Source organism: Paractinoplanes pyxinae, assembly GCF_026626335.1.
Classification (GTDB): Bacteria; Actinomycetota; Actinomycetes; order Mycobacteriales; family Micromonosporaceae; genus Actinoplanes; species Actinoplanes pyxinae.
Genome location: NZ_JAPNTZ010000007.1, coordinates 1 through 16,532, shown reverse-complemented (window position 1 = coordinate 16,532; position 16,532 = coordinate 1). Strand labels below are relative to the sequence as shown.

Annotated in this window: 20 protein-coding genes and 1 pseudogene; 15 read left to right on the top strand and 6 right to left on the bottom strand. The window is 70.4% G+C overall.

From position 1 onward, the window contains the following. Both OWR29_RS20055 and OWR29_RS20050 read right to left on the bottom strand, forming a co-directional pair. Complete coding sequence (locus tag OWR29_RS20055; RefSeq protein ID WP_267564476.1) at window positions 1-1,398, bottom strand: PQQ-binding-like beta-propeller repeat protein; 1,398 nt, start codon at window positions 1,396-1,398, stop codon at window positions 1-3. Continuing rightward, window positions 1,388-1,903 (bottom strand): SigE family RNA polymerase sigma factor, encoded by a 516-nt coding sequence (locus tag OWR29_RS20050; protein WP_267564475.1) that lies wholly within the window; start codon window positions 1,901-1,903, stop codon window positions 1,388-1,390. The genes OWR29_RS20055 and OWR29_RS20050 overlap by 11 nt, the downstream gene beginning before the upstream one ends. 79 nt (window positions 1,904-1,982) lie before the next feature. Between OWR29_RS20050 and proS the strand changes: the two genes are divergently transcribed. From proS to OWR29_RS19985, 13 genes and pseudogenes are all read left to right on the top strand, one after another. After that, window positions 1,983-3,389: a proline--tRNA ligase gene (proS, locus tag OWR29_RS20045; RefSeq protein WP_267564474.1), complete on the top strand. Its 1,407-nt coding sequence runs from the start codon at window positions 1,983-1,985 to the stop codon at window positions 3,387-3,389. Continuing rightward, window positions 3,389-4,045, top strand: coding sequence for a ribonuclease FAU-1 family protein (locus OWR29_RS20040; RefSeq protein ID WP_267564473.1), 657 nt, complete (start codon window positions 3,389-3,391; stop codon window positions 4,043-4,045). The genes proS and OWR29_RS20040 overlap by 1 nt, the downstream gene beginning before the upstream one ends. 441 nt (window positions 4,046-4,486) lie before the next feature. Further along, window positions 4,487-5,002 (top strand): 30S ribosomal protein S16, encoded by a 516-nt coding sequence (gene rpsP / locus OWR29_RS20035; protein ID WP_267564472.1) that lies wholly within the window; start codon window positions 4,487-4,489, stop codon window positions 5,000-5,002. Further along, the gene (locus OWR29_RS20030) at window positions 4,980-5,237 is read left to right on the top strand and encodes an RNA-binding protein (protein ID WP_014447131.1); all 258 of its coding nucleotides are present in this window, start codon (window positions 4,980-4,982) and stop codon (window positions 5,235-5,237) included. The genes rpsP and OWR29_RS20030 overlap by 23 nt, the downstream gene beginning before the upstream one ends. A 1-nt stretch (window position 5,238) precedes the next feature. Further along, a complete protein-coding gene (rimM, locus tag OWR29_RS20025) occupies window positions 5,239-5,802 on the top strand; it encodes a ribosome maturation factor RimM (protein WP_267564470.1) in 564 nt (187 codons plus the stop codon). After that, the gene (gene trmD, locus OWR29_RS20020) at window positions 5,803-6,561 is read left to right on the top strand and encodes a tRNA (guanosine(37)-N1)-methyltransferase TrmD (protein WP_267564469.1); all 759 of its coding nucleotides are present in this window, start codon (window positions 5,803-5,805) and stop codon (window positions 6,559-6,561) included. Window positions 6,562-6,686: 125 nt separating this feature from the next. Then, window positions 6,687-7,043, top strand: coding sequence for a 50S ribosomal protein L19 (rplS, locus tag OWR29_RS20015; RefSeq protein WP_267564468.1), 357 nt, complete (start codon window positions 6,687-6,689; stop codon window positions 7,041-7,043). Between the two features lie 175 nt (window positions 7,044-7,218). Further along, the gene (gene lepB / locus OWR29_RS20010) at window positions 7,219-8,097 is read left to right on the top strand and encodes a signal peptidase I (protein WP_267565088.1); all 879 of its coding nucleotides are present in this window, start codon (window positions 7,219-7,221) and stop codon (window positions 8,095-8,097) included. After that, the gene (lepB, locus tag OWR29_RS20005; protein ID WP_267564467.1) at window positions 8,094-8,744 is read left to right on the top strand and encodes a signal peptidase I; all 651 of its coding nucleotides are present in this window, start codon (window positions 8,094-8,096) and stop codon (window positions 8,742-8,744) included. Before lepB (OWR29_RS20010) ends, lepB (OWR29_RS20005) begins: the two co-directional genes overlap by 4 nt. A 31-nt stretch (window positions 8,745-8,775) precedes the next feature. Then, a complete protein-coding gene (locus tag OWR29_RS20000; protein WP_267564466.1) occupies window positions 8,776-9,222 on the top strand; it encodes an NUDIX hydrolase in 447 nt (148 codons plus the stop codon). After that, entirely contained in the window at window positions 9,222-10,073 is an 852-nt protein-coding gene (locus tag OWR29_RS19995) for a ribonuclease HII (protein ID WP_267564464.1), read from the top strand. Before OWR29_RS20000 ends, OWR29_RS19995 begins: the two co-directional genes overlap by 1 nt. Further along, entirely contained in the window at window positions 10,070-10,393 is a 324-nt protein-coding gene (locus OWR29_RS19990; protein WP_067505225.1) for a DUF2469 domain-containing protein, read from the top strand. Before OWR29_RS19995 ends, OWR29_RS19990 begins: the two co-directional genes overlap by 4 nt. Before the next feature lie 81 nt (window positions 10,394-10,474). Beyond that, window positions 10,475-10,897, top strand: a pseudogene (locus OWR29_RS19985) (M23 family metallopeptidase); the annotation flags it as partial. Here OWR29_RS19985 and OWR29_RS19980 read toward each other — a convergent pair. Together OWR29_RS19980 and OWR29_RS19975 are read right to left on the bottom strand one after the other, a co-directional pair. Then, on the bottom strand, window positions 10,885-12,072 hold the full coding sequence (locus OWR29_RS19980) for an aminotransferase class V-fold PLP-dependent enzyme (RefSeq protein WP_267564463.1): 1,188 nt from the start codon (window positions 12,070-12,072) through the stop codon (window positions 10,885-10,887). The pseudogene OWR29_RS19985 and the gene OWR29_RS19980 sit on opposite strands and share 13 nt — an antisense overlap. An 18-nt stretch (window positions 12,073-12,090) precedes the next feature. Next, window positions 12,091-13,014 carry a tyrosine recombinase XerC gene (locus OWR29_RS19975; RefSeq protein WP_267565086.1) on the bottom strand — a complete coding sequence of 308 codons (924 nt, stop codon included), beginning with the start codon at window positions 13,012-13,014 and terminating at the stop codon, window positions 12,091-12,093. 89 nt (window positions 13,015-13,103) lie between these two features. Between OWR29_RS19975 and OWR29_RS19970 the strand changes: the two genes are divergently transcribed. Beyond that, on the top strand, window positions 13,104-13,607 hold the full coding sequence (locus tag OWR29_RS19970) for a DUF6636 domain-containing protein (RefSeq protein WP_267564462.1): 504 nt from the start codon (window positions 13,104-13,106) through the stop codon (window positions 13,605-13,607). 42 nt (window positions 13,608-13,649) lie between these two features. Further along, window positions 13,650-14,114 carry a pyridoxamine 5'-phosphate oxidase family protein gene (locus OWR29_RS19965; protein ID WP_267564461.1) on the top strand — a complete coding sequence of 155 codons (465 nt, stop codon included), beginning with the start codon at window positions 13,650-13,652 and terminating at the stop codon, window positions 14,112-14,114. A gap of 419 nt (window positions 14,115-14,533) precedes the next feature. Here the strand turns inward: OWR29_RS19965 and OWR29_RS19960 are convergent, their stop codons facing one another. Beyond that, entirely contained in the window at window positions 14,534-14,938 is a 405-nt protein-coding gene (locus OWR29_RS19960; protein WP_267564460.1) for a GntR family transcriptional regulator, read from the bottom strand. Between the two features lie 237 nt (window positions 14,939-15,175). Then, complete coding sequence (locus OWR29_RS19955) at window positions 15,176-15,394, bottom strand: hypothetical protein (protein ID WP_267564459.1); 219 nt, start codon at window positions 15,392-15,394, stop codon at window positions 15,176-15,178. Between the last annotated feature and the right edge of the window lie 1,138 nt (window positions 15,395-16,532).

Sequence of the window (16,532 nt, the reverse complement as noted above, 5' to 3'; positions counted from 1 at the left end):
TCAGCCGGTCAGGCTGTAGATGCGCAGGTCGGTGGTGGTGGGACAGACTAGGCGGTCGGCCGAGTGGGCGCACATGTCGACGCGCTGGGGGACAGTGCCGAGCTCGGTCAGCTTGCGGGTGGTGATGTCGAAGACCGACACGGTGCCGGCGCCCGTGATGGGCATGACCAGGAGCCGGTTCGGGTCGAGCCAGTCGACGTGGATGGCGGGGGTGCTCAACAGCTCGTCGCCCTTCGCGTCGAGCAGCACGATGTTCTGGCCGCCACCGATCAGCATGGTGCCGTTGTAGGAGGAGAGCGAGCTTCCGTCGGGCGGGCCGGCCACCGTCCAGATCTTCTTGCGCTGCCGCACGTCGACGGCCGACACCGATGTGCCGCCGTCCTTCTGATCCAGCACGCACACCCGGTCCGGCCCGCAGACGTCCAGCCCGCCCAGCGCGTGACCGACCCCCTCGGTGAGCACGACCGACGACTCCCCGGTGGCCAGATTCGTGGCGACCACCCGGTAGGCCGAACTGTCGCAGCACGGCGGCCCGCCCTCGTAGAGCCACCCGTCGTACGCCACGAACATGCTGCCCGCCTGGGCCGGTGACGCGGGCGTGATCGTCCTCTGCAACTGACCGCTCGCGGCGTCGCGCACCTGGATCTTGCCGCTGCTGGTCACCGCCAGCATCCGGCCGTCGGAGTGGCTGTCGGCCGTGAGGCCGTCGCTGGGGGCCCGCACCCCGATCAGGCGTACAGCCTTGTCGGCCTGGGGCTCGAGCGTCCACAGCTTCCGGCCGGTGCGCCAGTTGTGCGCGTCGATCTGCCCGTTGATGTCCCACCGGCGGATGAGCGCCTGGTCGAACGGCACGACCTCGTCGAGATCGCCGGCGGTCAGCACCCAGTCGTTCGCGTTCTCGTGGGCCGGGTCGTACACGTAGATCTGGTCGTTGACGGCGACCATGATTCCCTGCTCGGCCGCGCGGACCCCGTACGAGACGATCTCGTCGTCGAGGCCCATGCCGGTCACTTTCCAGTCGAGCCGGCCCGTGTGCAGGTCGGCTCCGGCCACGGTCACCTTGCCGTCGCCCGCCTTCCACGCGGTGTAGACCTTGCCGCCGGCCACGTCCGGGGCCGACGATTCCCGCACCGGCGGGTCGAACTCGAGTGGCGAGCCCACCACCGGCAACGGGCCGGCCGAGGGGGCCGGGGTGACCGGATGGTCGGCGTGGCGCTGGGGTCGGACCATGACACCGACGCCGGCCAGCACCAGGCACACGGCGGCGCCCGCCGCGATCAGCGCGCCGTTGCGGCTGCGCTGCCGGCCCCGCTTACGGGCCTGCTCGGCGGTGCCGAGCGGGATCGCGTCGGCCTGGCGGCCCAGCGAACCGAAGATGTCGTCGAGGTCAGTGGGCATCGTCGGCTCCGTTCGTGACGAAGGCGGGGTGGTCGCCGCCGAGCGCGGCGGCCAGCCCGGCCCGGCCCCGGGACAGCCACGACTTGACCGTGCCGACGGACGAGCCGGTCTCGTGGGCGATCTCGGCCACCGAGCGGTCGAGCAGGTAGTGCAGGGCGAGGGCGCGGCGGTGGGCCAGGGGCAGGGTGCGCATCGCGCGGATCAGCAGCACGGCGTCTTCCGAGGGTGGGGGCGAAGGTGGCGGGGGCGGTTCGGCGGCGGCTCGGGCCCGGCGTACGCCCAACCGGCGCCACCGGTCGGCCGAGAGCCGGTTGACCACCAGGCGTAACCAGGCCTCGCGGTCCTCGTAGTCGGCCAGGCGCCTCCAGCGCTGCCAGGCGCGGGCGTAGGCCTCCTGCACGAGGTCCTGCGCGTCGCCGGGGTCGCCCGTCAGGCCGTACGCGTATCTGGCCAGGCGCCGGGACGTGTCCCGGTAGAAATCGTCGAATTCCTCGGCTGCTGTCACTGCCCCACCGCCCTTCCACCTAGGACACGCGATGCCCGCCCGGCAGGTTGCGCAGCCGGCCCGACTAGGATGTCGCCTCATGGCTCGTGTGCTCACTCCCCGTGCGGAGGACTTTCCCCGCTGGTACCAGGACCTGATCGCCAAGGCGCAGCTGGCCGACAACGGCCCGGTGCGCGGCACCATGGTCATCCGGCCCGTCGGCTGGGCCATCTGGGAGCGCATGCAGGCCGACATGGACCTGCGCATCAAGGAAGAGGGCGTGCAGAACGCCTACTTCCCGCTGTTCATCCCCGAGAGCTACCTGCGCCGCGAGGCCGACCACGTCGAGGGCTTCTCGCCCGAGCTGGCCGTGGTCACCCACGCCGGCGGCAAGCAGCTGGCCGAGCCGCTGGTGGTCCGCCCGACCAGCGAGACCGTGATCGGCGAGTTCATGGCCAAGTGGGTCGACTCGTACCGGGACCTGCCCCTGCTGCTCAACCAGTGGGCCAACGTCGTGCGGTGGGAGCTGCGCCCGCGCACCTTCCTGCGCACCACCGAGTTCCTGTGGCAGGAGGGGCACGACGCGCACGCCACCGAGGCCGACGCCCGCGAGCACGCCCGCAACATCCACCGCAACGTCTACCAGGCGTTCATGGAGGAGCTGCTGGCCGTCCCGGTCATCCCCGGCCGCAAGACCAAGGGCGAGCGGTTCGCCGGCGCCACGAACACCATGACCGTCGAGGCCATGATGGGCGACACCAAGGCGCTGCAGATGGGCACCTCGCACGAGCTGGGCCAGAACTTCGCCAAGGCCTTCGACATCACGTACTCGTCGAAGGACGGCAAGGTCGAGCACGCCTGGACGACCTCGTGGGGCACGTCGACCCGCATGGTGGGCGGCCTGATCATGGTGCACGGCGACGACAACGGCCTGCGGCTGCCGCCGCGCCTGGCGCCGATCCAGGTGCAGGTCATGGTGGTCAAGGCGGGCGAGGGCGTCGTCGAGGCGGCGGCCAAGCTGCGCGACGAGCTGAAGGCTTCCGGCGTACGGGTGAAACTCGACGATCGGGCCGACATCCCGTTCGGCCGCCGGGCGGTGGACGCCGAGCTGCAGGGTGTGCCCATCCGCATCGAGGTCGGCCCGCGTGACCTGGCCAACGGCAGCGTCACGATCGCCCGCCGGATCGACGGCTCCAAGACCCCGACCGCGCTGGGCGAGGTGCTGGACGCGGTGACGAGCGCTCTCAAGGCCGACCAGCAGCGCCTGTACGACGAGGCGGTGGCCTTCCGTGAGGCGAACACGGTCGAGGTCAAGACGCTGGGCGAGGCGATCGAGGCGGCGCAGACCGGCTGGGCCCGGGTGCCGTGGTCGGCCGTGGGCGAGGCCGGCGAGAAAGAGGCGAACGGCAAGGCCGTCACGGTCCGCTGCCTGACCCGCGCCGACGGCGGCATGCCCGACTCCGACGAGGAACCCGGCCTGGTCGCCTACCTGGCCCGTTCCTACTGATGCGCTTCGAGCCGGGCCGGCTCGTCCTGCACCGGGACACGCACCGCGGCCGGCTCGGCTTCGTGCACGTCGCCCGGGTCGTGTCGGACGACGACCGCGGGCTGCTCCTCTGGATAGCCCGCGGCGCCGCGGCCGCGATCGAAACCACGACGGACGGCCGCGGCCCCCGCGACATGCCCTCGTTCATCGACTGGGAAGCCGCCCCAAAGCGGATGACGCCGACCACCTGGCGTGGCCCTGGCGTCCTCCGCTTCTTCCCCGCGGGCGCCGACCACTCCGTCTGGCTGTTCCGCACCGAGACCGACGACTTCAAGAACTACTACATCAACCTCGAAGAGAACGCCGTCCGCTGGGACGACGGCGAGCTGGCCGGCATCGACGTGGTCGACCAGGACCTGGACATCGTCGCCTACCCCGACCTGTCCTGGCACTGGAAGGACGAGGACGAGTTCGCCGAACGCCTGGCCCGCCCCGACCTCTACTGGGTCCCCGACGAGCAGGCAGTCTGGGCGGAAGGCCACCGGGTGATCAAGCTGCTCGAGGCCGGAGAGTTCCCCTTCGACGGCACCTGGACCAACTTCCACCCCGACCCGTCCTGGCCGATCCCCACCGACCTGCCCCCAGGCTGGGACCGCCCGGTCGTCGCGCGAATCTGAAACCTTCTCTGCCGCCCCACCCAGGGTGGGGAAGCTAGCAGGCTTGGCCGCGGTGCGTGGCGCGTTGTCCACAGGCGGGGCGTTTATCCACAGGGGGTTGCGGGGCGCAACCACTCACGCACGTCGCCCGGGTGGGTTTCGCGTTCTGGACGCGCCAGCGGCCAGCGAAGCCCGCCCGGGCCCCCGCGGGAACGACGGTCAGCACCACCCACCCCGCCGGGACATCCAGATCTTGATCTTGAAGTGGCTCTTGACCTGGAAGTTGACTTTTCCGAGGCCGATTGGGAGCAACCCACCCTCGTCTGGCAGAATGGTCCCCTGGTATCCGGCTCGCGTGAGGCGCCCTCTAACCCCTCCGTGCTGCCAGTCCATGAGACATCAGCTCTCCTGTCCCCACGGGAGCGCCCTGGCTCGCCTCGTATTTATCAGGAGCGAAACACCGTGGCCGTTAAGATCCGGCTCCTGCGGATGGGCAAGATCCGCAACCCGCAGTACCGCATCGTCGTCGCCGACTCGCGCACCAAGCGCGACGGCCGCGCCATCGAGTACGTCGGCATCTACCAGCCGAAGGAACACCCCTCGATCATCCAGGTCAAGTCCGAGCGCGTGCAGTACTGGCTCTCCGTCGGCGCCCAGCCGAGCGAGGCCGTGCAGCGCATCCTCGAGAAGACCGGCGACTGGCAGCAGTTCAAGGGCCTTCCCGCCCCGCCGCCGCTGCTCGTCGCGGAGCCGAAGCAGTCCCGCACCGAGGTGTACGAGGCCGAGGCCAAGTCGGCCGCCGGTGTCGCCGACACCCCGGCCAAGAGCACCAAGCCGGCCAAGAAGGTCGCCGCTGCTCCGGAGGCCGCCGAGGCCAAGCCGGCGCAGACCAAGGCCGCCGACCCGGCCGAGCCGAACCGCGAGGCTGTCGCTGAGACCGCAGAGGACCCGGCCGGTGCCGGCGCCGACGCGAGCTGACGGGGCGCTCCGGCCGGCGCTGGAGCACCTCGTCAAGGGCATCGTCGACAACCCGGACGATGTCCGGGTCCGGCTGGTCGACTCGCGTCGCGGCAAGCGGCTCGAGGTTCGCGTGCACCCGGAGGACCTGGGAACGGTCATCGGGCGCGGCGGGCGTACGGCCAAGGCCCTGCGGCAGGTCATCGGGTCGATCGGTGGGCGCGGCATCCGCGTCGACATCGTCGACGCGTACTGAGATGCTCCTGGTAGTCGGTCAGATCGGCAAACCGCACGGCATCCGGGGCGAGGTCTCGGTGGTCGTGCGAACCGACGAACCGGAAGAACGTTTCGTCCCCGGGTCGGTGTTCGTGACGGAGGTCCCCCGGGACCGCCGTGTGAGCACCGGCCCGGCGGCCGTTCCCGGCGTCAAGTTCGACGTGCCGAAGCAACTCGTGCTCGAGTCGATCCGCTGGCATCAGGGTCGCGGTATCGCGGTGTTCGAGAACATCTACGACCGCAACGTCGCCGAGGAGCTGCGCGGCGTGTTCCTGCAGGTCGACAGCGACGAGCTGACCCCGCCGGACGACCCGGACGAGTTCCACGACCACCAGCTGGTCGGTCTGCGGGTCGAGTCGGCCGACGGCACTGTGCACGGTTCCGTTGAGCGGATCGACCACGCGCCCTCGTCCGACCTGATCGTGCTGAAGAAGACCGGCGGCGGCACGGCTCTGATCCCCTTTGTGAGCGCGATCGTGCCGACGGTCGACCTGGCCGGGGGCCGCGTCGTCGTCGATCTGCCCGAGGGTCTGCTGGATCTGTAGATGCGCGTCGACATCATCTCGATCTTCCCGGACTATTTCGGCCCGCTCGAGCTGTCGCTGATCGGCAAGGCGCGGCAGACCGGGCGGCTCGACGTGGCCGTGCACGATCTGCGTACTTGGACCTCGGACGTGCATCGCACGGTGGACGACACCCCGTACGGGGGCGGGCCGGGCATGGTGATGCGGCCGGAGCCGTGGGGGCAGGCGCTCGACGCGGTCGGGCCGGGCACGCTGGTCGTTCCGTCGCCCGTGGGCAAGCCGTTCACTCAGGCCGACGCGCACGAACTCGCCTCGCTCGACCGTTTGATCTTCGCTTGCGGGCGGTACGAGGGCATCGATCAGCGGGTGATCGACGACGCCGCCGACCGGATGCCGGTCCGTGAGGTCTCGCTCGGCGACTACGTCCTGTTCGGGGGCGAGGTCGCGGTCATCGTGATCATGGAAGCGATCGTGCGGCTGCTGCCGGGCGTGCTGGGCAACGCGGACTCGCTGACCGAGGAGTCGCACGCGGCCGGGCTGCTCGAGGCGCCCGTGTACACGAAGCCGGCGTCGTGGCGATCGCGGGACGTGCCGGAAATCCTGCGTTCGGGTGACCACGGCCGGATCGCGCGCTGGCGACGGGACCAGAGCTTGCTGCGTACGGCGTCCCGCCGGCCCGACATGATGTCGGTTTACCCTGTCGACGACTTGGACAAAGCGGACAGGAAGACGCTCACCGAGGGCGGATTTCAGATCACGCCGCCGTCTGTGGCAAAGTAGTGAGGTTGCCGATTTCGGCCCACGCCGTGGTTCGAGATCGAGGATCCCCAGGAGTGGCGGGGGATCAGTAGTACCCAGCGCGCACCGAACTCCCGATGCGCTTCAAAAAGAACGAGGATGCAGCGATGAACACGCTGGACGCTCTCGACGCCCAGTCGCAGCGCACCGACATCCCGGGTTTCCGGGCCGGCGACACCCTGAAGGTGTACGCCCGAGTCGTCGAAGGTAACCGTTCCCGCGTCCAGATCTTCCAGGGCGTCGTGATCGGCCGCCAGGGTTCCGGCCTCCGCGAGACCTTCAAGGTCCGCAAGATCAGCTTCGGTGTCGGCGTCGAGCGCACGTACCCGCTCAACAGCCCCGCCATCGACCGGATCGAGGTCGTGAGCCGCGGTGACGTCCGCCGCGCCAAGCTCTACTACCTGCGTGAGCTCCGCGGCAAGAAGGCCAAGATCAAGGAGCTTCGCGAGAAGCAGACGGTCTGATCTCATCGATCCCTCAGCATGCGCGCATTACTCTTGCCGTGTGCCGGATGGGATCATTGTGAACCCTTCCAGCACTACCGCCCGTAAGTCCCCGCGAGGGGAAATGTTCGGGCGGTAGTGCTGTATCCGGGGTGGTTCGGCCGGTCGGCGGCGGGAGAGACGAAGCGTGGAACCGATGGAGGGCTACGGCCCGGCTTCTCGGCGGCGACAGGGACTGGTCCGGCGTAAGGAGATGCCGCTCTGGCAGGAGCTTCCGCTGCTGCTGGTGGTGGCGTTCTGCCTGGCCGTGCTGATCCGCACGTTCCTGGTGCAGGCGTTCTACATCCCCAGCGGGTCGATGGAGAACACTCTGCTCGTCAAGGACAGGGTGCTGGTCAACAAGGTCATCTACGACATGCGGGACCCGGTCCGCGGCGAGATCGTCGTCTTCCGGGGCGACGAGAACTGGACGCCCGAGGTCAGCGAGCCGGTCAGCAACAGCTTCGCGGCCAAGCTCGGGCGCACGATCGGCGACCTCGTCGGCGTCAGCCGCCCGGGTGAGCGCGACTTCATCAAACGGGTGATCGGCCTGCCGGGCGACAAGGTCGCCTGCTGCGACGCCAAGGGGCGGATCACGGTCAACGGCATCGCGATCGACGAGTCGTACATCGCCGACGGGTTCAACTCCGACCTGAACCAGCCGCCGAACCCCAACCAGTGCACGAGCCGGCGCTTCACCGAGGTGGTCGTTCCGGCGGGTGAGATGTTCATCATGGGCGACCATCGCCAGGTCTCACAGGACGCTCGCTGCCAGGGCCCGGTGCCGATCAGCAACATCATCGGGCGGGCATTCGTCATCGTCTGGCCGAGCAACCGCTTCACCAGCCTGTCCGTGCCGGACGAGTGGAAGGCGTTCGCCGCCGACCACCCGACAGCGGCCGCGCCGGGCACTGTTCCGGTGCGCGAGAACGATCCGGCGACCGAGATTTTCGCCCTTCCCTTTCTGTTAAGTGCTGCGATATCCGCGCGTTCCGGACTGCCGTTCGTGACCCGGCGACGTAGGCTGCGCTCGTGATTGACGAGCAGACGGAAAAGAAGCGCAGTTCGTTCTGGCGCGAGCTTCCGATTCTTCTGGGCGTGGCGGTCCTGGTGGCCGTGCTGGTGCGAGCCTTCGTGCTGCAGACGTTCTACATCCCGTCCCCGTCCATGGAGCACACGCTCAACGTGCTCGACCGGGTGCTCGTCAACAAGCTGGTGTACGACTTCCGTGAGCCCCGCCGCGGCGAGATCATCGTCTTCGAGGCGCCGGCCGCCTGGCAGTCGGGCGCCGAGGGTGAGGACTTCATCAAGCGGATCATCGGCGTGCCGGGCGACCACATCTCGTACGACCCCGAGGCCGCCGACAAGAAGCTGACGATCAACGGCGTGAAGCTCGACGAGCCGTACGTCTTCACCGACGAGGCCGGCCAGCAGGACGACCCGGCCGACGTGAAGTTCGACGTGACCGTGCCGCCGGACAGGCTGTGGGTGATGGGCGACCACCGCTCGGCCTCCGGCGACTCGCTCGAGCACTGGCAGGACTCCGGCGGTGACGTGCAAGAGGCGACCATCACCGAGAAGTCGATCGTCGGTCGCGCCTTCACCGTGTTCTGGCCGGTCAACCGGGCCACGTGGCTGTCGGTGCCGGACGGGTTCAAAGCGATTCCCGACCCGCAGTCGTAAGATCCACTGTTCGCGCAATAGGCTGGTTCGCGTGACCGTTGTCGAACGCCGCGCCGCCCGCGTGCTGCTGGTCGACCCGGCCGGGCGCACCCTGCTCCTCTACGGCGGCGACCCGGCCCGTCCCGGCACCCACTGGTGGTTCACCCCCGGCGGCGGGCTGGAAAGTGGCGAGACGCCCGCGCAGGGCGCCGCCCGCGAGCTTTTCGAAGAGGTCGGCCTGCGGGTCGACGCCGCCGAGCTGGGCGAGCCCTTCTGGCGCCAGCGGACGGAATTCAGCTACGGCGGCCGGCAGTACGAGCAGGAACAAGAGTTCTTCATCCTGCGCGTCCCCGGCTGGCAGGCCGACTTCGCCGGCATGGACGAGGAGGAGCAGGCCACCATCACCGCGCACCGCTGGTGGTCGGCCGACGAGATCGAGGCCAGCTCCGAGTCGATCTTCCCGGTCGAGCTGCCCGGCCTGTTGCGGCGGCTGTCCTGATGCTGGCCCCACCCCGCACCGTGGTCCGTCGTGAGGGCGGCCTCTACGCCCTCGAGCGCGCCCTGCAGCGCCGCGGCTTCCGTAACGTGGCCGGCGCCGACGAGGCCGGCCGGGGCGCCTGCGCCGGGCCGCTCGTGGCCGCGGCCGCCATGCTGCCCGAGGGCAAGCGCGGCGAGATCGACGAGCTGGCCGACTCCAAGCTGCTGACCCCGGCCGCCCGCGAGCGCGTCTACGACCAGGTGGTCGCCCGGGCCCTGGCCTGGTCGGTGGTGATCGTCCCGGCCACCGAGGTCGACGCGCGCGGGCTGCACGTCTGCAACCTGGCCGCGATGCGCCGCGCGCTGGCCTCGCTGACCGCCTCGCCCGAGTACGTCCTGACCGACGGTTTCCCGGTCGACGGGCTGGGCGTGCCCGGGCTCGCGGTTTGGAAGGGCGACCGGGTGGCCGCGTGCGTGGCCGCGGCCAGTGTGCTGGCCAAGGTCACCCGGGACCGCATCATGGTCGAGATGGACGACCAGTTCCCGGCGTACGGTTTCGCGGTGCACAAGGGTTACATCACCGAGGAGCACAGCGCCGCGTTGAAGCAGCACGGGCCGTGTGCCGAACACCGTTTCTCGTACGTCAACGTCGCCGCCGCCTCGGGCCGGGGAAACCGTCCGCCCCGGGCACGCCGGCCGGTGCAGCGCGTGTCGCCCGAGACGGTTCAACCAGTACTGTTTGATGCATCCGCCACCGCGTCCTTGGTGCTTCCGCAGACCCCTCGGAGTACCGTCGGCGTGGCGTCGGGCGAGCAGCCTCAGCCGTCGCCGTCGGTGGGGGAAGATGAGGCCATGGAGGGCGAGAAGCGATGAGCGCAGAGGATCTCGAGAAGTACGAGACCGAGATGGAGCTGCAGCTCTACCGGGAGTACCGCGACATCGTCCGCCAGTTCTCCTACGTGGTGGAGACGGAGCGCCGGTTCTACCTGGCCAACCAGGTCGACCTGCACGTGCGCAACTCCGACGGCGAGGTGTATTTCGAGGTCGAGATGCACGACGCCTGGGTCTGGGACATGTACCGTCCGGCCCGGTTTGTGAAGAATGTCCGCGTCATGACGTTCAAGGACGTCAACGTGGAAGAGCTCGAGAAGCCGGACATCTCCCTGCCCGACGAGCCGGGCTTCGGCGGCTAGTGCCGTAGTTATCCACAGGCCCGTTTTTCGCGGGTCTGGTCCGGCAGGTTGGTCGGCATGCTTCGTCTGCTGATCCTGCTGGTTGTCTCGTCCTTCGGGTGGCCGGTCGCGCCGCCCGCCGTCGTCCGGCCCTTCGACCCGCCCGCTCAGCCGTGGCTGGCCGGGCACCGTGGCGTCGACATCGCGGCGCCGCCGTCGGCGGTCATTCGGTCGGCCGGGGCGGGCATCGTCCTGTTCGCCGGCACGGTGGCCGGTCGCGGTGTCGTCAGCGTCGGCCACGCCGGTGGGCTGCGAACCACGTACGAGCCGGTCACCGCCTCGGTCAAGCTCGGGGCGCTCGTCGGCCAGGGCGACCCGATCGGGCGCCTCGAGGCGGGCCATCGCGGTTGCGCGCAGGCGGCCTGCCTGCACTGGGGTCTGCGGCGCGGCCCGCTCTATCTCGACCCGCTGGCCCTGCTCGGCCTGGGCCGGGTGCGGCTGCTCCCGCTCGATCAGGCGCGGTAGTCGTGCAGCAGCTGAGGCAGGCGCTCGGCGAACCGGTCGTACTCGTCGGCGCGGTTGTAGACCTGGGCGCTCAGCCGCAGCAGCCCGCGGCCGCCCCAGGCGTTCACCGCGGTCTCGACGGCGAGCTTGTCGGCGATGTGCTGACGCAACGCGTGGGCCTCGGGCGTGGTGGTGGCCAGCCCGGCCGGCAGCGGCACGACGCGCATCGAGACGTCGGGCCCGGCCGGCTGCGGCAGCTCGTCGGCCGGCACCTCCAACGCCTCGCCCACCACCCGCTGGCCGTAGGCGGCGAGCGCCGTGTTGTGGGCCCGCACCTCGTCCCAGCCGAGCGTGCGCAGCGTGAACAGCCCGGCCGGGGCGGCCAGCCAGGGCGTGTAGTCGACAGTGCCCTGCGACTCCACGGCGTGGGGGAAGCCCTGGTCGTGATCCCACGAGGTCACCAGCGGCTCGACCTTGCGGCGCCACTCGGCGGCCACCGAGATGAGGGCCGTGCCGCGCGGGGCGAAGGCCCACTTGTGGAGGTTGCCCACCCAGAAGTCGGCCCGGATCGCGGCCACCTCGACGGACAGCATGCCGGGAACATGGGCGGCGTCGACCAGCACCGGAATGTCGTGCTCGTGAGCGGCGGCGACGATCTCGCGTACGGGAAAGGTCATCGCCGTCGCCGACGAGAGCTGGTCGATGATCAGCAGCTTGGTGCGGCCCGGGCGCAGGGCGGCCCGCACCCGGCTGATCAGCTCGGCGTCGGCGGCGGGCATCGGCAGCGCGACCGTCCGCACGGTCGCGCCGGCCCGGCGGCAGCGGCGGCGGGCCGCCATCGCAACGGCGCCGTAGCTGTGGTCGGTCAGCAGCACCTCGTCGGCCGGCTCGAGGCGCACGGAGTTGAGCACCAGCGAGATTGCGGTCGTCGCGTTGGGCACGAGCGCGCTCAGCTCAGGGTCGGCGCCCAGGAAAGAAGCGATGTGGCGTCGGGTGTGGATGATGCGGTCGCTCAGGCCCTGGGCGAAGAAGCGCAGCGGGTTCGACTCGATCTCGTCGCGCAGCCTCTGCTGGGCGCGCTGCACCCCGATCGGCACGGCGCCGAACGAGCCGTGGTTGAGATAGGACACGCCCGGATCGAGCGAGAACAGAAGGCGGGCGCCGGGGATGGTCACGGGCGGTTGGGGGGCGCTCACAGAACCGATCGTACGGGGTCACGCTCGGGGGTGCGCTTGTTTGAAGGCCGCCCGGAGCCGCTCGGTGGACACATGGGTGTAGATCTGCGTGCTCGACAGCGAGGCGTGACCCAGCAGGTCTTGCACGGCACGCAGGTCGGCGCCGCCGTCGAGCAGGTGGGTGGCGGCCGAGTGGCGCAGGTCGTGCGGCTTGGTGTGCGGCAGCCCGGCGGCCCGCGCGGCGCCGTCGACGATGCGGCGCACCACGGTCTGCTGCAGGCGCCCGCCCTTCATGCCGAGGAAGAGCGCGTCGCCGCTGGCCTTGGTGGCGAGTTCCGGGCGGCCGTGGCGCAACCAGTCGTCGAGCGCGCGCTGGGCGGGCAGGCCGTAGGGGACAGTGCGTTCCTTGGCGCCCTTGCCGAAGACGCGGACGACTCGGCGGCCCTCATCGAGGTCGGCGCGGTCCAAACCGCAGAGCTCGCTCACCCGTACGCCGGTGGCGTACAGCAGCTCCAGCACGGCCCGGTCGCGCAGGCCCTCGGTCTCTTCCGGGCCGGCCGTCTCGACCAGCGTGGCCGCCTGATCGGCGCGCAGCACGGTCGGCAGCGTGCGCAGCGGCTTCGGGCTGGCCAGCTGCGCGCCCGGATCGGTGGCGAGGCGGCCGTCCCGGAAGGCCCACGCAGTGAAGGCCCGGGCGGCGGCGGCCCGGCGCGCCTGCGAGGCCCGGGCTGCGCCCTGTCGCATGCGCGCGGCCAGCCAGCCCCGCAGCAGCACGATGTCGATCTCGGCGAGCGTGGTGAGGCCCGAGTCGGCGGCGTGGTCGAGCAACGAGACGACGTCGCCGACGTACGCCCGGACGGTCTGCTCCGAGCGGTTGTCGACCCGGGCCAGGTGGTGGCCGAAGTCGTCGACCGCCTGGCGCAGTGCGTCCGGCAGTCCTTCGTGCATGTCCCGCGTACCCATCAGGTCGACGGTCTTCGTTCCGGGCGTGATCGTCAAGCGGCCACGCGCGTCTTGCCCGAGCTTCCTAGACTGCCCTCACCATGGCACCGATGATCCGCGGCCTTCTCCCGCTGGCCCTGCTGGGCGCGCTCGCCGGCTGTTCCCTGTCCGGCTCCCCGGACGACGACGGCCCGACCACGAACTCGTCGGCGCTGCCCTCGGCGAACGTCGGCTTCGGCGGGCCGGCGCCCGCCCCGGTCGAGGCCTCGGTGGTCGACGAGGCGATGTTCCGTACGCCGTCGCAGAACATCGCGTGCGCGCTGACGCCGTCCGACGTGCGATGCGACATAGTCCGCAAGTCGTGGAAGCCGCCGGCCAAGCCCGCCGACTGCGAACTCGACTGGGGCAACGGCCTCGTGGTCACCGGCGGCAAGGTGACTTTCACCTGCGCGGGGGACACCCTGGTGGGTACGTCCGAGACGACCCTCGACTACGGGCAGGCCCTACGCGCCGGTACGGTCCGCTGCGACAGTGAGAGCCTGGGCCTCACATGCAAGGACGAGAACACCGGCCACGGCTTCACGCTCGCCGCGTCGCGCTACACCCTCTTCTGATCGGCGCCGGTTCTGTCGTACCCCCGCCCTAGGGTCGGCGGCATGGCTAGCTGGCATGAGATCGAGAAAGACGCACCGGCCTTCGCCCAGCGTGTGAAGGCCCTCTTCGACGCGGGCACCAACAAGACGATCGCCACCCTCCGGCGCGACGGTTCCCCCCGCATCAGCGCGACCGAGGCCGCCTTCCAGGACGGCGAACTCACCTTCGGCATGATGGCCGACTCGATGAAGCTGCGCGACATCCGCCGCGACCCCCGCATCGCCATGCACGCCCCCACCATCGAGCCACCGACCGACAACCCGGAATCCGGCCCAGGCGACGCCAAGCTCTCCGGCGTGGTGGTCGAGCTGCCCCACCCACCCGACTGGCCCCACGGCGACGGGGCTGGCCTCTTCCGCATCGACATCCACGAGGTGGCGCTGACCTACGTGGGCGTCCCGGCCGACCACCTGGTCATCGAGTCGTGGCACACGGGCCGGGGCCACACTCGCCGCACCCGCAAATAGCGAAGCCGCCTCCGCGCGCACCGGCGCCGGTGCTGTGAGCGGCTTCGCGTAGGCGAGTCGCGCTCGCGGGCGGCGTCGCGCGTAGGGGGTGTCGGCTTTGCGGGCTTCGGGGGTGGGGAAGTCGGGCCCGCGGGCGGCGTTGCGCGTAGGGGTCGGCTTTGCGAGCTCCGCGCGCAGGGAAGCTGGGCTTGGGGGCAGCGTTGCGCGTAGAAGGCGTCGGCTTCGCGCGTAGAGACGGCTGGCTTACGGGCGGCCTCGCAAGCAGTGGCCCGGCCTCACAAGGTGTGGCGCCGGTTCTACGGGCGGCTCAGACCGACAAGAGTGCGCGGCTTACGGGCGGACTCGCAATCGGCGGCGCGGCCTCACAAGTAGCCGGCCCGGCAGGCAGTGGCGCGGCCTCGCAAGCCGCGGCGCCGGTTCTACGGGCGGGTGAGTTGCACGCGGTCGGCTGGGTGGACGGTCTCGGTGCCGTCGGTGGCCGTCACGACCAGGACGGGCACGCCCTCGCCGAGGCGGTATTTGCGGCGCTCGGCGTCGGTGGGCATGCGGGCGCCCGCCTTGTCGCCGCGGGCCAGCGCGATGACCTCGATCGGCTCGGGCACCCGGACGAAGGTGCCGCGCGGCCGGTCGACGGTCACCAGCCCCTCGGTGCGCAGCTGGCCGATCGCCTGGCGGACGGTGGTGCGGCTGATCCCGTACTCCTGCGCCAGGCGCAGCTCGCTGGGCAGCGGCTCGCCCGGCCCCAGCTCGCCCGACTCGATCTGATTGCGCAGCAGATCGGCCAGCTGGCGAAAGACCGCGCGGTCGGCGGAAGGATCGATCATGCCAGCCAGTCTACGTGATCACGATGCTCCATCGGATTGTCCGTACGAAGCCATGTAGGTATGATGATGTCGCCGCACTGAGAAGGCTGAGACTTGATCGGGCGGCAGGACGGGCGGCGGCAAAGCCGCACCACGAGGTGCCCCAGGGCACTCCGCGAACGGCCGAGCCGTCGCCCGTTCTTCCGCTCCCGCGAGCCTCGCCCGCGGGAGCACCACAGGGCCCGGTCACTGCTCGCGTCACTGCTCGCGAAAAGCCGACACAAGGTCGTCCTCTTCGGCGTCCTTCGGCACGACGGTCGCCTTCCGAGCCCACGCCACGAACCGCTCGAAGAGGTTGTTCGGCGCCATCTGCCCATTCGAGATCAGGTCCCCGATGGCGTCATACATCTGAGCACTCAGATAGACGGTCAACACAGACGGAAAAGCCCGGAACTCCGCCAGCAACCGATCCTGCACAGTGGCGCACGGCCACGGATCGCCGCACGTGGCGCAGATCCAGCTCGGTCGATCATTCAAGTGACTCAATAGCGCCGTCGCCCGAGCCGGTTCGCCCCAATGAGACGGCGCAGCACCGCGAGAAGGCGCATCGGCGTAAGTAGGCGCCGCGGCGTGGGAATGCGCTGCGGCGCTGTTGGGTGCTGCGGCCTGGGAAGGTGCCGCGGAGGGATGGGGCGCTGCGGCGCTAGTAGGTGTGGCAGCGCGAGAGGGCGCGGCAGCGTGAGCGGGCGCAGCGGTTTCGGTCGGCCTGGCATTCGGGCTGTCGGCGCCGTCAGCCGGGCGGTCGGGCGGTTGCTCAAGGTTCGTCATGTCGGTGGTTCCCCCAGGATGCCTGTCGCGGCGGGCGAAGGGCGCGTCCAGGGGCCCGGCCTCGTGGAGCCGGACCGTGGCCGCGCCACGTGAAACCGTTCCGCCCGCGGCACCCCATCAGGCTGCGGCTGCCTCAAGCCGAAGCCAGGTCAAGCGGGGTTCACCAGTGGTGCAGGTTGATGTGGCGGTAAGCCATTGCGGGGCGGCCCGGGCCGAAGCTCGCGGAACCGCGGGACACCGTCCGGTCGGTGCTCACGGCGGAAGACGACTCGGCCCGCTGGCCGGGTCGTGCCGGGGCGGCCTCCGTTAACGGCGGCCGGTTCGCCGGACCGGCTGCCGCGGAGGTGCCTGCACGATGAGAACGCATGATCAGCTAAGTCCTTCTCGCGATAGGACCGGTCCGCGAAGGGCCGGTCCGCAATGTGGCCGGCTCGCGCTGGACCCTGTTCACGGCGGCGCCGGTTCAAGGCGGGGCCGGCTCGCGGCGCGGGGGCCGACTCGCGGCGCGGGGACCGGCTCGCGGCGCGGGGGCCGGCTCCCGAAGGCGCCGACTCCCGAAGGCGCCGACTCCCGAAGGCGCCGACTCGCGACGGGGTCGGCCCGCTCTCAGGCCGGTTCCCGAAAGCGCCGGTTCCCGAAAGCGCCGGTTCCCGAAAGCGCCGGTTCCCGAAGGAGCCAGCTCACAAAGGCGCTGGCTCGCGAAGGGGGCGGGCTCACGAAGGCGCCTGCTCGCGACGATGCCTGCTCGCGACGATGCCTGCTCGCGACGATGCCTGCTCGCGACGAT

Bases quoted from the DNA above. Each gene is read 5' to 3' on its own strand.
- OWR29_RS20055 (WP_267564476.1), bottom strand. From the start codon at position 1,398: ATGCCCACTGACCTCGACGACATCTTCGGTTCGCTGGGCCGCCAGGCC.
- proS (WP_267564474.1), top strand. From the start codon at position 1,983: ATGGCTCGTGTGCTCACTCCCCGTGCGGAGGACTTTCCCCGCTGGTAC.
- OWR29_RS20040 (WP_267564473.1), top strand. From the start codon at position 3,389: ATGCGCTTCGAGCCGGGCCGGCTCGTCCTGCACCGGGACACGCACCGC.
- rimM (WP_267564470.1), top strand. From the start codon at position 5,239: ATGCTCCTGGTAGTCGGTCAGATCGGCAAACCGCACGGCATCCGGGGC.
- trmD (WP_267564469.1), top strand. From the start codon at position 5,803: ATGCGCGTCGACATCATCTCGATCTTCCCGGACTATTTCGGCCCGCTC.
- rplS (WP_267564468.1), top strand. From the start codon at position 6,687: ATGAACACGCTGGACGCTCTCGACGCCCAGTCGCAGCGCACCGACATC.
- lepB (WP_267565088.1), top strand. From the start codon at position 7,219: ATGGAGGGCTACGGCCCGGCTTCTCGGCGGCGACAGGGACTGGTCCGG.
- OWR29_RS19995 (WP_267564464.1), top strand. From the start codon at position 9,222: ATGCTGGCCCCACCCCGCACCGTGGTCCGTCGTGAGGGCGGCCTCTAC.
- OWR29_RS19990 (WP_067505225.1), top strand. From the start codon at position 10,070: ATGAGCGCAGAGGATCTCGAGAAGTACGAGACCGAGATGGAGCTGCAG.
- OWR29_RS19975 (WP_267565086.1), bottom strand. From the start codon at position 13,014: ATGGGTACGCGGGACATGCACGAAGGACTGCCGGACGCACTGCGCCAG.
- OWR29_RS19970 (WP_267564462.1), top strand. From the start codon at position 13,104: ATGATCCGCGGCCTTCTCCCGCTGGCCCTGCTGGGCGCGCTCGCCGGC.
- OWR29_RS19965 (WP_267564461.1), top strand. From the start codon at position 13,650: ATGGCTAGCTGGCATGAGATCGAGAAAGACGCACCGGCCTTCGCCCAG.
- OWR29_RS19960 (WP_267564460.1), bottom strand. From the start codon at position 14,938: ATGATCGATCCTTCCGCCGACCGCGCGGTCTTTCGCCAGCTGGCCGAT.